Source organism: Micromonospora zingiberis, from assembly GCF_004331455.1.
GTDB lineage: Bacteria > Actinomycetota > Actinomycetes > Mycobacteriales > Micromonosporaceae > Micromonospora > Micromonospora zingiberis.
This window is the reverse complement of record NZ_SJJR01000023.1, coordinates 49,675-62,447: the sequence shown is the minus strand read 5'-3', so window position 1 is coordinate 62,447 and position 12,773 is coordinate 49,675. Positions and strand designations below refer to the sequence as shown.

11 protein-coding genes are annotated in these 12,773 nt (G+C 70.8%); 9 read left to right on the top strand and 2 right to left on the bottom strand.

Annotated features, from left to right (window positions below; genetic code table 11):
* Positions 1–581 precede the first annotated feature (581 nt).
* From rpmH to E0H26_RS30145, 9 genes are all read left to right on the top strand, one after another.
* Positions 582–719 (top strand): 50S ribosomal protein L34, encoded by a 138-nt coding sequence (gene rpmH / locus E0H26_RS25000; protein WP_007073824.1) that lies wholly within the window; start codon positions 582–584, stop codon positions 717–719.
* Between the two features lie 34 nt (positions 720–753).
* Complete coding sequence (gene rnpA / locus E0H26_RS24995) at positions 754–1,167, top strand: ribonuclease P protein component (protein WP_131307853.1); 414 nt, start codon at positions 754–756, stop codon at positions 1,165–1,167.
* Positions 1,168–1,211: 44 nt separating this feature from the next.
* Entirely contained in the window at positions 1,212–1,451 is a 240-nt protein-coding gene (gene yidD / locus E0H26_RS24990; RefSeq protein WP_206025356.1) for a membrane protein insertion efficiency factor YidD, read from the top strand.
* Positions 1,452–2,441, top strand: coding sequence for a membrane protein insertase YidC (yidC, locus tag E0H26_RS24985; RefSeq protein WP_131307849.1), 990 nt, complete (start codon positions 1,452–1,454; stop codon positions 2,439–2,441). It abuts the gene before it with no gap.
* A gap of 214 nt (positions 2,442–2,655) precedes the next feature.
* Complete coding sequence (locus E0H26_RS24980) at positions 2,656–3,243, top strand: Jag family protein (RefSeq protein ID WP_131307847.1); 588 nt, start codon at positions 2,656–2,658, stop codon at positions 3,241–3,243.
* Positions 3,244–3,355: 112 nt separating this feature from the next.
* Positions 3,356–4,069: a 16S rRNA (guanine(527)-N(7))-methyltransferase RsmG gene (gene rsmG / locus E0H26_RS24975; RefSeq protein ID WP_240742354.1), complete on the top strand. Its 714-nt coding sequence runs from the start codon at positions 3,356–3,358 to the stop codon at positions 4,067–4,069.
* A 239-nt stretch (positions 4,070–4,308) separates the two neighbouring features.
* Complete coding sequence (locus tag E0H26_RS30350) at positions 4,309–5,589, top strand: ParA family protein (protein WP_131307843.1); 1,281 nt, start codon at positions 4,309–4,311, stop codon at positions 5,587–5,589.
* A 27-nt stretch (positions 5,590–5,616) separates the two neighbouring features.
* Positions 5,617–6,627 carry a ParB/RepB/Spo0J family partition protein gene (locus E0H26_RS24965; RefSeq protein ID WP_131307841.1) on the top strand — a complete coding sequence of 337 codons (1,011 nt, stop codon included), beginning with the start codon at positions 5,617–5,619 and terminating at the stop codon, positions 6,625–6,627.
* A 2,508-nt stretch (positions 6,628–9,135) separates the two neighbouring features.
* On the top strand, positions 9,136–10,146 hold the full coding sequence (locus E0H26_RS30145) for a hypothetical protein (protein ID WP_240742353.1): 1,011 nt from the start codon (positions 9,136–9,138) through the stop codon (positions 10,144–10,146).
* A gap of 38 nt (positions 10,147–10,184) precedes the next feature.
* Here the strand turns inward: E0H26_RS30145 and E0H26_RS24950 are convergent, their stop codons facing one another.
* The gene (locus tag E0H26_RS24950) at positions 10,185–11,177 is read right to left on the bottom strand and encodes a D-alanine--D-alanine ligase family protein (RefSeq protein ID WP_131307839.1); all 993 of its coding nucleotides are present in this window, start codon (positions 11,175–11,177) and stop codon (positions 10,185–10,187) included.
* An 8-nt stretch (positions 11,178–11,185) separates the two neighbouring features.
* Positions 11,186–12,499 carry an aminotransferase-like domain-containing protein gene (locus tag E0H26_RS24945; RefSeq protein ID WP_131307837.1) on the bottom strand — a complete coding sequence of 438 codons (1,314 nt, stop codon included), beginning with the start codon at positions 12,497–12,499 and terminating at the stop codon, positions 11,186–11,188.
* Positions 12,500–12,773: the final 274 nt, after the last annotated feature.

Below are 12,773 nucleotides of genomic sequence, written 5' to 3'. Positions count from 1 at the left end.
GAGCGGGTGTGACCTGTAACCCACCCGGTCGTCCCACCCGGTCGTTCTCCACAAGTTGTCCACAGCCTGTGTACCGACCGATTGTGGCCGCCCGCCGGGCGGTGGGTCGGACCTACCCCCTGCCGTGCCGGGTGCTGAAGCGGGGTTCACCGTGCCGAACGATTCACCACCGTGTCCGGTCTTGCCCTGCCGGCGACATCCCGGACCTGGAGACGCTGACCGCAATCGGGCACGGTAACAGCGTTGTCGCCGCATCATCAACCGTCGACGCGCCTGCCCCCTTGTCGGCATGAGCGAAAACCACCGCTTCGGTCGTGCTTCGCCGCAGGTGACCGTACGGATTCGCTAGTTTGACGGTGATTGCACCCCGACCTACGCTGGAGGGGCTGCTCTCACGCCCTCTGCTAGGGTGGTGGGTGCTTGCTGCCTGCGGTCGCTCTCGGCGTCCTCAAGACGTCGTGGAGTGTGTGCGGCCATCGCACCGTCTGGGCAGCACCGATCGAGGCCACCACCGCGGCGGCCTGGACCACCACGACCTCGGCGATTTTCGCCCGGGGCCGTCCGACAACGGAGAGCCTGACGTGAGCAAGCGCACCTACCAGCCGAACAACCGCCGGCGCGCGAAGACCCACGGCTTCCGGCTGCGTATGCGCACCCGGGCCGGCCGCGCCATCCTTTCGACCCGTCGCGCCAAGGGCCGCGCCCGCCTGTCGGCCTGAGGCCGACCGGGCCCGCACCCGGGAACTGGCAGTCGTGCTGGCAGCCGCGCAGCGACTGCGGCGCAGTAGCGACTTCGCCGCAGCGGTCCGCAGTGGCCGTCGGGCTGGTCGGGGCACACTTGTCGTGCATCTGACCCTGCCGGTGACCACCGAGGGCACAGCAGACGTCCCGCCGGAACCGGCGCGGGGCGGCGTGGAGGAAGACTCCGCGCCGGTGTCCCGCGCCGGTTTCGTGGTTTCCAAGGCCGTCGGGCCCGCCGTGGTCCGGAACAAGGTCCGCCGCCGGTTGCGGCACCTGGTTCGGGAACGGCTGCCCGACCTGCCGGCCGGAAGCACCCTCGTCGTACGGGCCCTGCCGGCCACCGCCGAGGCCACGTACCAGCGGCTCGGTGCCGACCTGGATGCCGCGCTGAACGCCGCGCGGATCAGCCGTGGGCGGCGCCGGTGAGCGGCGACCCGACTGTGGGGCGTCCGGCTACCGCCGGTGCCCGGATGCTGACCCTTCCTATCGTCGCGTACCGTCGGTGGATAAGTCCGGCGCTGCCGGCCCGCTGTCGGTTCTACCCGTCGTGCAGTGCGTACGCCCTGGAGGCGGTGACCCGGCACGGTGCGCTTCGGGGAGCCGGTCTGACGGTCCGGCGGCTGTCGCGCTGCCATCCATTCAATCCTGGTGGATACGACCCGGTGCCAGAGCCGGGCGGCCGCCGAGCTGCCGACGTGACTGGAGCCTGAGTGTTTAGTCTCGACTGGATCTACTACGCGATCTCGTGGATCCTGCTGGCCTGGCATTCGGCCTGGGACGCCATCGGGGTTCCGGAGGCCAGCGTCCTCGGGACCAACTGGTCCTGGATCCTGGCCATCATCTTCCTGGTGGTCACCGTCCGGGTGATCCTTTTCCCGGTCTTCGTCAAGCAGATCAAGTCGCAGCGGGCGATGCAGGCCCTCCAACCGCAGGTGAAGGCCCTGCAGGAGAAGCACAAGGGTGACCGGGAGACGCTCCAGAAAGAGATGATGGAGCTCTACCGGAAGGAAAAGGCCAACCCGTTGATGGGCTGCCTTCCGATGTTCCTCCAGATCCCTGTCTTCCTCGGCCTCTTCCACGTACTGCGGCGCCTCAACCCGGACCCGGCCAAGACCAACAAGGACATCTACGGCTGGACGGTCGACCAGTTCAACAGCGCCTCCGACGCCACCCTCTTCACCGCCCCGATCGCCAGCAAGTTCGGCTCGACGGCGGCGGAGCTGGCGCAGCTCGGGGCGAACGGCACCGTCGTCAAGGTCATGGCCGGCGTCCTGGTGCTGGTGATGATGGGCACCACCTACCTCACCAGCCGGCAGATGATCCTCAAGACCGGTTGGGCGGAGGACCCGCAGCAGCGGATGATCCAGCGCCTGATGCTCTACGGCATCCCGCTGTCGCTGCTGGTCTCCGGCGCGATCTTCCCGATCGGCGTGATCATCTACTGGGTCACCAACAACCTCTTCACCCTCGGCCAGCAGCAGTGGGTGCTGCGTAAGTTCCCGCCGCCGGTGACCGCCACCAGCAAGCCGAGCACCGGCGGGCGTAACGGCACGCAGCCGGCGAAGACCACCGGCCTGTTCGGCCGCAGCAAGCCCGCGCCGGAACCGGCCAAGCCCGCTGCGCCGAAGGTCGCCGGCCCGAAGCCGGGCGCGAAGCCGGCCAACCCGAAGAAGGGCCGCCCCGCCAAGCGGCAGGGCTGAACGATCCGGGCCGTCGCCGGGAAGCCGGCGGCGGCCCGCCGCGTGACGTGCAGCCGCCCACAGGGCAGGCGCCGCAAGCGCGAAGCGCCGCGCAGGACGCGGTGAACGGGCGAGACTCGCCCTACAGACGTGCCCGTGGGCACCGGCGACGTCCCGCCGGCCCCGGGAAACCAGCGGACCTCAGGTCCGGCCGAGCGAGTACGGAGATGACACCGTGACCGACACCAGCATCCCCCGCGCCGACCAGCCCCTGGACGACGACGAGCCGACGACGACGGCTCCGGTCGACGGCGAGCCTGAGGAGACCGAGACGGCGACGGCGCCGTCCAAGGGCGCGGGCGAAGGCGACCTGTTCCGGCAGAGCGAGATCGCTGCCGACTACGTCGAAGGACTACTCGACATCCTCGACTACGACGGTGACATCGACGAGTTGGTGTCGGGTGGTCGTCCGGTGGTCGAGGTGGTCGGTGGCCGCCTGCAGAACCTCGTCGGCCAGCGGGGCGCCACCCTTGAGGCGCTTCAGGAACTGGCCCGACTCGCCGTCTTCCGGCAGACCGGGTCGCCGAGCCGGCTGCTGCTCGACGTCGGGGGCTACCGGGCCAACCGGCGCAAGGAACTCGCCGCGGTCGCGCGGAACGCCGTCGAGAAGGTCAAGGAGCACGGCGAGGCGGTACGGCTGGAGGCGATGTCGGCGTTCGAGCGCAAGTGCGTACACGACGTGGTCAACGCGATCGACGGGGTGGAGAGCGAGTCCGAAGGTGTCGAGCCCAACCGGCGTATCGTCGTCCGGCCCGCGGGCTGAGCGGGTGAGCCGAGACAACCTCACGGGTGGTACACCGTCCGGCCCGGGTGGCACGCCGCCCGGGCCGCCGGCTGTCCATGCCGGTCAGCCCGGATCGGCGCCCGACCCGACCGTGGCGGTGTTGCCCCCCGACCTGGCCGAGGCGGCCCGGCGACTCTTCGGCGACCGCCTCGACCTGGCTGCCGCGTACGCCGAACTGCTGGCTACCGACGGGGTGGTACGCGGACTGATCGGACCCCGCGAGGCACCTCGGATCTGGGACCGGCACCTACTGAACTGCGCGGTGGTGGGTGAACTGATCCCGAGCGGCGCGTCCCTGATCGACGTGGGGTCCGGGGCCGGACTGCCCGGGCTGGTGCTCGCCATCGCCCGTCCCGACCTTCAGGTGACGCTTCTCGAACCGCTGGCCCGTCGCACCGCCTTCCTTGACGAAGCGGTGGACGCCCTGGGGCTACACGATTCGGTACGGGTGCTGCGCGGACGGGCCGAGGAGGCCGCCGCCGGGCCCGAGCCGGTGCAGGGTGACGTGGTGACCGCCCGGGCGGTGGCGCCCCTGGACCGGCTGGCCGCGTGGTGCTTGCCGCTGACGGTCGCCGGCGGGCGACTCGTGGCTCTCAAGGGCGCCTCGGCGGCCGACGAGGTCGTCGAGCACGCTCCTGCGGTACATCGCCTCGGTGGCGCAGAGCCGGTGCTGCATCGGTGCGGGGAAGGGATCGTGGACCCGCCCACCGTCGTGGTCGAGATCGTGCGCGAGCGCATGGTGGGGCCGACGTCCCGGAAGTCGGCGAAGAAGACCCGTAGCGACCGGTCCCGCCACCGACGGTGAACGCGCTTCACGTTGCTCTTGGCGTCACCGATGATGCGTCCCCGGCCGGCGGGTTGCGAACTCAACATGGACCGGCCACGCCCATGGGCCGTAGGCTGGCCGCGCGTCGATAGTGTGGAGCGGGCGGCGATGGATCTCTCCGGGCTTGCCGCTCCTGCCGGGCGACACCTCTGCGAGACAGCGCGAGTGGCCCGGCTGACGGGTGCGGACCGACCATCCGAAGCGGGCAGGGATGACAGGTGCATGACGACGGCAGGTATGACGATCCGCGCGTGACCGGGTCAGCGGGCGACCCTGTTTCACGTGAAACCGAATACCCGGGTTGGCGGCCCTCCGGGGCCCCGCAGGACCCGTCAGCGTCCCGCCGGGAGGCTCCCCCGCCCGGGGTGCCCTGGAACCCGGCCGGGGAGGAATCGGCCGGGCGAGAGGCGCCAGAGGGTGCGGGCCGCCCGGCCAACGCCAGCCCGGACGCACGCGTGATCCCGATGCGCCGAAACACCTCGGCGTCGGCACGCTTCGAGTCCGCGACGTCGTACCAGCCGGTGCCGGAGCCCCGGCCCGGGTCCGACACGCCCGCCGGGCCCTACGACCCGACGGCCGCCGAGGCCGCGTACGTTTCACGTGAAACCCCGACGCGCGAAGAGGATGACCCACCGTTGGCTATGGAGGCGATGCGCGCCGTGCAGATCCTGAATCCCAGTGGCGAGGTGACCATGCCTCGGCCGGAGCGGACCCGGGTCATGTGCGTCGCGAACCAGAAGGGCGGCGTGGGTAAGACCACGACCACGGTCAACCTGGCAGTGGCGCTCGCCCTGCACGGAAACCGGGTGCTCGTGGTCGACCTCGACCCGCAGGGCAACGCCTCCACCGGACTCAACGTCCCGCACCACACCGGCGTGCCCGACGTGTACGACTGCCTTATCAACAGCGTGCCGCTGGAGGACGTGGCCCAAGCGGTCGAGGGCATCCCCAACCTCTGGTGCGTACCGGCCACGATCGACCTCGCTGGCGCGGAGATCGAGCTGGTGTCCGTGGTGGCCCGTGAATCGCGACTGGCCCGGGCCATCACCGCCTACCCCGGGCACTTCGACTACGTCTTCATCGACTGTCCGCCCTCGCTGGGCCTGCTGACGGTGAACGCGTTGGTCGCCGCCCAGGAGGTCCTCATCCCGATCCAGTGCGAGTACTACGCGCTCGAAGGGCTGAACCAGCTGATCAACAACATCAACCTGGTCCGGCAACACCTCAACCCCCGGCTTGAGGTCTCCACCATCCTGCTCACCATGTACGACCGCCGTACCCGGCTCGCCGACGCGGTCGAGCAGGACGTGCGGAACCACTTCGGCGACAAGGTGCTCCAGGCGGTGATTCCGCGTAACGTCCGGGTCTCCGAGGCGCCCAGCTACGGCCAGTCGGTGATGACCTACGATCCCGGTTCACGGGGTGCGACAAGCTACTTCGAGGCGGCCCAGGAAATTGCCGAGCGGGGCGTCAAGGAGCCGGTGAGCCGGAATGCGTAGTGCGGACGAGGCGCTGGGAGGCGTGGCATGAAGAACCGTCCTCGGGGCGGTCTGGGACGGGGCCTGGGTGCGCTGATCCCGACCGGGCCGGCACCGGAGGCGGGTGCTGGCTCCGCCGTGATCCCGGCCGCAGCGAGCGGAGTGTCGACCGCCGACGTACCACCCGCCGTGCCATCGCCAGCTCCGGCGACCGAGCCTGATCCGATTCTGAGCCCGGTGCCCGGCGCACGCTTCGCCGAAATCCCGGTCGACTCGATCGTGCCCAACCCGAAGCAGCCCCGGCAGGTCTTCGACGAGGAAGCGCTGGAGGAACTGAAGACCTCCATCCGGGAGGTCGGCTTCCTCCAACCGATCGTGGTGCGGCAGCTCGATGACGAGAAGTTCGAACTCGTCATGGGTGAGCGGCGCTGGCGGGCTGCCCAGGCCGTCGATCGGGAAACCATCCCGGCGATCGTGCGGGACACCCGCGACGACGCCATGCTGCGCGACGCGCTGCTGGAAAACATCCACCGGGCCAACCTCAACCCGCTGGAGGAGGCTGCGGCCTACCAGCAGTTGCTGGAGGAGTTCGGTGCGACCCACGAGGAGTTGGCCCGCCGGATCGGCCGCAGCCGGCCGCAGATCTCCAACACCATCCGGCTGCTGAACCTGCCGGCACAGGTGCAGCGGCGGGTCGCCGCCGGAGTGCTCTCGGCGGGACACGCCCGCGCACTGCTGAGCCTGGAGGACCCGCAGGCGCAGGAACAGCTCGCGCTGCGGATCGTGGCCGAAGGACTGTCGGTACGGGCCACGGAGGAAATCGTCGCGCTCTCGCTGAGCGAGGGGACGGGCAAGAAGGAGTCGGCGAAGCGACGCGCGAAGCCGCATGCTCCCGGGCTGGACGATCTCGCCGATCGGCTCTCCGACCGCTTCGACACCCGCGTCAAGGTCGACATCGGGCGGAGCAAGGGCAAAATCACCATCGAGTTCGCGACGGTGGACGACCTGGAGCGGATCGTCGACATCATCGGGGTCAACCAGCAACAGCCGGAGGGCTGAACCCCAGCCCCGGCGCAAGCGGCCGCATCTCCTTCGGGAGGTGCGGCCGTTCTCGATGTAGTTGGAGGATCGCGAGCTACCGCTTGCTCCCGGCACGGCCTCTGCCCTGATGACGGCGGGCTGGGCAGCGTCCCAAGTCACGTCTCGCGGAATCCGTTGGGGTGGTCGGCGTCGACCAGTACCCCGGACCCGTCTCGGCTTGAACTGGTGACCAGCCGGAGGAGGTTCTGCCAGGCCGGTACGTTCAGGCGCCCCACCTGTGCCTGTCCGTAGCGCCGACCGTCGTTCAGGCTCCGGAGCGGTGGCGGGGTGCCCCGCACATGTTGGGCATTCGTCGGCGCCGCTGGTCGATCGCGCTCTGCTGCCGACCGTCTTCGGGTTGATCAACTCGGTTCCGGCGGAATGGTGGACTTCCGATGCCCGGGACACCGCCATGCCGCCGAAACGGTGAGCCGACCTGCGGCCCGCTGCGGCCGGGCAGGGCTCTGGCCCCGATCCGAGCACCGCCCCGGGGGTGTGGGTGAACCAGCGTGAGAAGAGGAGGGAGGAGGCCACTGCGTCCGCCGCCGACCGCGCCGAAGCGGCAGACATCCGGCCTATGTACGTCTGGCGGACCTCGTTCTGCACGGGAACCCCGTACACCGATACCGGGCGCGTTTCACGTGAAACGGCGGCCCCATCGTGGCAGATTGCCGTGTCCGCCGTGTCCGCCGTGTCCGCCGTGCTCGCCGTGTCCGCCGTGCTCGCCGTGTCCGCCGTGCTCGGCGTGCTCGCGGCGAGCGCAGTGGCGGCCGTGCTGCTGCTACGGCGAGCCGGGTTGAAGCGCAGTAGGGCTGCCCTCTGTTGCGGGTGGCCCGCTACCCCAGCACGCCACAGTTCACCACCGTCGCCCCGAGCTGCATGTGTGGTGACGTTCGGACGACGGCGATCAGGCCGCCCACATTGACTCGCCGCCACGTCGTGTGGAAGCGCGGGAGGCGGGAGAGCCGGCGGGTCGAGGGTGCGGGTGAGGACGCCGGCGCCAAGGAGATCCCGATACTCGCCCCCACCCACGGCGGGCGCCACGGCCCGCCGCCGTCACCGCCGCCACGGCCATCGTCGTCGTCGCCGCCGTCACCGCCGCCGCCGCCGTCACCGCCGCCGCCGTCACCGCCGTCGCCGCCGTCACCGCCGTCACCGCCGTCACCGTCGCCACCGTCACCGTCGCCACCGTCACCGTCACCGTCGCCACCACGGCCGCCAACACCACCGTCCCCACGGCCCCCGTCGCCGTCCTTGCCGTTAGGTTCGGTCTCGCGGATCTTGGTACGAGACGGCCCTCATGGCGGCCGTCTCGTACCAAGATCCGTGGTTGGGATCGGGAGTCCGCCCAGCGATGGCGGACCGCGCTGTGGGCGAGTAACGCAGCGAGGTCGAACGTGGCTTCAACGGCGCAAGGACGGGCGCGACCAGGCGGCCAGGTACGACATGCTCGGTACCCACTTCCACGCCTTGCTGGACTCGTCGAACGTCGATCGGCCCACCCGCCGTCCCCGACCAACAAGATCCGCGAGACAGAACCTCGTCCCCTTGCGTCTCAGCGTCGCCGCTGCCGCCAGCGCCCAAGGCCGCGCGCCCGACACACCGCCGCTGTCGGCACCCGCCGCCACAGTCGCCAGTGCCTCAACTTCGACCACCCCGCGTGGTCGAGCTGGGCCGCCGCCACACTCAGCTAGTGCCTCAGGCTGCCGTCCATCCGCATCGGGCGTCCGCTCTTGCCCGGCCCCAGCGTGTGCCGCACCGGCCCAGTGTCAGCACTGGCGCCGTCAGCCCGTCGCGCCGTCAGCCCGTCGCGCCGTCAGCCCGTCGCGCCGTCAGCCCGTCGCGCCGTCAGCGCGCCGCACCGTCAGCCCGTCGCGCCGTCAGCGCGCCGCGCCGTCAGTTTCGCCATGCCGCGTGAGTCCCGTCGTGCCGCTGGCGTCGCCGAGGTCGCCGGCACCGTCCGGGGCGCTACGGTCTCCGCGAAGTGCTGGCGCTAGGGAAGTCTCGGCGGCATACGGCGAGCCCGGTTGGAATATGACGCCGGGCCCGAGGGACAGCGGCGTGGCTGCCTGTCAAAACGGGTCGGCCGACGTGGGCTCGGCTCCTCGTCCCCCTGAGATGCCGTTGGGAGGGAGCGATCCTGACCCACGGGCCCGCATCGACGCCGACATCCGTGGCCAACGAGCCGGCGCTGTTTCACGTGAAACGGCGCCCTGGCGGCCCGGTCGGGAGGTACGTCACAGCGACAGAATCTCCAGCGATGTTATCCACACCAGTTATCCACAGGCTGTCGCCGTTTCACGTGAAACACGCGCCGAAACCCCTTGTCGATGCGGGCTTGACGGTCGCGACGGGAGTGTTCGTCAGCCTGTGGATATCTCTGGGGACAACCGGTGGGCGGCGGTAGTCACGTCACTCGCTCGGCAGTGGAGGCGAAGTCAATTCGGGTAGGGACAGCGGGTGCTGCACTCGGTTAGGGTCAGCGTCGTGCCCGACACCCCTCCCTCAGTCCCGGACTTCACTCAGTGGCCGTCCTTCCCTTTCGAGGGTGACCTACGGGTCAAACGCCTCGACGAGCCGGTCCCGGTCGAACCGCCCCGCAAGGGCGAGGCGCACCGGGAATGCACTGCCTGCCAGGCGCCGGACGACGCGTACATCTGGGTTGGTGAGCGGTGGCGCGTACGCGCCATGGACCGTCCCACTGGCCTGCCGATGGTTCTCATCCTGGAGTCCCGGTCGCACCTGGACCTCGGCGATCTGCCCAATCTGCTCGCTGCCGAGCTGGGCGTGATGACGGTACGGCTCGAACGGGCCATCCGCTCGTTGGACGGGGTGGCCCGGGTGCACGTCAACCGCTGGGGTGACGGGTCGGCGCACCTGCACATGTGGTTCCTCGCCCGACCGTACGGGCGGCTCCAGCTGCGGGGCACCTTCCTCTCGCTCTGGGATTCGATCCTGCCGCCCATCTCCGAGGACAAGTGGCGGGAGAATCTGGCCCTGGTGGCCGCGTGGCTGGCGGAGTTCGGGGGGCGCCCGCTGGCGGAGCCGCCCCGGATCCAGTGGCAGGCTCCGTCCAGCCTTGCCGCCCAGTCGGCGCCGAGGCAGGAGCAACCGACCGAGGGTGGGTCGCTCCTGGACGCCATCGGAGAGACGGCTGAGCCACCCGATGTGCCGGGCGTCGTGAGTGGGCCCACGGACGCGGCGACGGCATCGGACGCGCAGACAACAGCGCCGTCAGCCGGCCCGACCGAGGCGCCGACACCACAGCCGGGTACCGGCGACAGCATCTCGGAGCAGGAGGCCGCCGCGGACGACGCTGACGCCCCCGCCAGCCGCCCAGAGGAGGCGACCGGGGGGACGGCGCGCGACGGGACCGAAGTACTGGAGGAAGAGGCGCAGGGGGAGTCTGCGCCGTCGAAGCCGAGCCCGGACGACCCGCCGACGGCGGACGGCTCGGACGGCACCGCCGGTACGCCTGGCAAGTCCGGAACGCCGTAGGTGGTGTCCGGCTTCCGTAGCGGCGACCGGAGGGCCGGTCAGCGGCGGGCTGCGGCCCGGGCGACCAGGGCGCCGATCACCCGCCCGAAATCCAGCCCGGCTGCCTGTACTGCCAGTGGCAGCAGCGACGTCTCGGTCATCCCCGGGGAGACGTTGACCTCCAGGACGTGTGGCTGGCCGGTCGAGTCGACGATGAGGTCGACCCGGCTGAGGTCGCGTAGCCCGAGCGCCGTGTGGGCGGCGAGCGCGACCTGGCGCACCGTTTCAGCGACCTCCGGGTCGAGGCGGGCAGGCGTGTGCCATGTGGTGCGTCCGGCGGTGTAGCGCGCGGCATAGTCGTAGACACCGTTGCGGGGCACGATCTCGACCGGCGGCAGGGCCTGTGGGCCATCGCCCAGGTCGATGATGGTGACGGCGACGTCCATGCCGGGGACGTAGCGTTCCACGAGCGCGGTGGGGTCGTACGCGAAACAACCGACCATGGCGGCCGGCAGCGACCCGGCGTCCCGGACCACGGCGGCGCCGAGGCCGGAGCCGCCCTGGGCGGGCTTCACCATCAACGGCAAACCCAGCCGGTCGACGATGCGGTCCAGCACTGCCACCGCGCCCAGCTCGCTGAACCGGTCGTGTGGCAGCGCGACCCAGTCGGGGGTGGCGATGCCGGCTTCCCGGAGCACCGCCTTGGCGGACGGCTTGTCCCAGGCGAGGCGGGATGCCCGGGCGTCACACCCGACGTACGGGATGCCGCAGAGGTCCAGGACGCCACGTAGCGATCCGTCCTCCCCGGTCGCACCATGCAGCGCGATCACCACGGCGTGCGGCGGGTCGGCGGCCAGCGCCGGCAGCAGCGCCACGTCGGCATCGCGTAGCTCGGCCTCCACTCCGACCGACCGCAGCGCGTCGAGCACCCGGCGGCCCGAGCGCAGCGACACGTCACGCTCGTACGACAGACCACCGGCGAGCACGACCACGTGCAGGTCTGCGGCGGCGGGACCGGACACAGGAGTTTCTTCGGCAGCGGTGGCACCCATGCCGGGCATCATGCCAAGTCGGGCCCGGGGGCGTCCGAACCGGCCTGGCCGCGCCGCGTGCCCGGCCCGCCGACCGCGCCGAACACCCGCCGCATCGCGATGTCCTGTTCCATCACCCCGGCCAGCCGGCGGACGCCCTCCCTGATCCGCTCTGGCGGCGGGAACGAGAAGTTGAGCCGCATGTGGCCGGTGCCGCTGCCGTCGGCGTAGAAGCCGGTGCCAGGGACGTAGGCGACCCGCGCGGCGATCGCCCGGGGCATCATCGCCTTCGAGTCGAGCCCGTCCGGCAGGGTCGCCCAGACGAAGAGGCCGCCGCCCGGGGTGGTCCACCGGGTGCCGGCCGGCATCAGGTCCGCCAGCGCGGTGAGCATCGCGTCCCGTCGCTCCCGGTAGACCTCCCGGTAGACCTTCAGCTGCTGACGCCAGGGCATGGTCCCGAGGTACGTGCTGACGGCGGACTGCGCGTACGCGCTGGGGCAGAGGATCTGCGCCTCGCTGGCGATGACCAACTTGTCACGTACGGCGTGCGGGGCGAGGATCCAGCCGACCCGCAGCCCGGGGGCGAACGTCTTGGAGAAGGTGCTGAGGTAGAAGACACCGTGGCGACGTCGGGCCCGCAGCGGCGCTGGCGCCTCCCCCTCGAAGCCCAACTGACCGTACGGGTCGTCCTCGACCACCAGCAGGCCGGCGCGTTCACAGACGTCCAGCACCCGCTCCCGGCGTTCCTCGGTGAGCGTCACGCCGGCCGGGTTCTGGTACGTCGGGATGGTGTAGAGGAACTTCACCCGCCGTCCGGAGCGGGCCTGGTCCGCGATGGCCGTCTCCAGCGCCTCCGGGATCAGGCCGTCCTCATCCATCGGCACGTGCACGACCTGCGCCTGGGCGGCCTGGAAGACCCCGAGAGCGCCGACGTAGGTCGGGCCCTCGGCGAGTACCACGTCACCCGGGTCGAGGAAGAGCCGAGCCACCAGGTCGAGGGCCTGCTGCCCGCCGACGGTCACCACCACGTCGTCGGGGGAGGCGCCGCAGGCGGCGTCGATCCCGGAGAGGGCCATCACCTCGCAGATCCGCTCACGCAGCTCCAGCGTGCCCTGGCCGATGCCGTACTGGAGGGTGGTGGTGCCGTGCTCGCTGCTGAGCCGGCCGAGCATCTCGCCCACGGCGTCCAGCGGCAGCGCGGCGATGTACGGCGCGCCGCCGGCGAGCGAGACGACCTCCGGTCGGCTGGCGACCGCGAACAGGGCCCGGATCTCCGAGGCGGTCATCCCCCGCACCCGGCGGGCGTACCGGTCGGTGTAGTCGTCGAGTGTTGTGCCGGTCATGACATCACCTCGATGCTGCGCGGACTGCTCCCGTCCCAGATACCCGGGACACCGGCGACCATGGCGGCACGGCGCGCCGAGTGCCGATCCTAGCCGCCACCGACCGTCCGCAGCGCGGCTGATTGTTCGCCGGTCCACATACCGGACCGGTCGCGGACCGCCCTGAAGTGGGCGTTTGCGCGTACTCTCCCGTACCGCCGATCGGCGGCGTACGATCGCTCGTCGGGGCAGGAGTGCGCGGCGGCGTCCGGGCCGGTCCCACTGCCGAGCCTAG

Excerpts from the sequence above, each read along its gene's own strand:
- E0H26_RS24945 (WP_131307837.1), bottom strand. The coding sequence starts at position 12,499 with ATGACCGGCACAACACTCGACGACTACACCGACCGGTACGCCCGCCGG.
- E0H26_RS24965 (WP_131307841.1), top strand. The coding sequence starts at position 5,617 with ATGAAGAACCGTCCTCGGGGCGGTCTGGGACGGGGCCTGGGTGCGCTG.
- yidD (WP_206025356.1), top strand. The coding sequence starts at position 1,212 with ATGCTGACCCTTCCTATCGTCGCGTACCGTCGGTGGATAAGTCCGGCG.
- E0H26_RS24950 (WP_131307839.1), bottom strand. The coding sequence starts at position 11,177 with ATGGGTGCCACCGCTGCCGAAGAAACTCCTGTGTCCGGTCCCGCCGCC.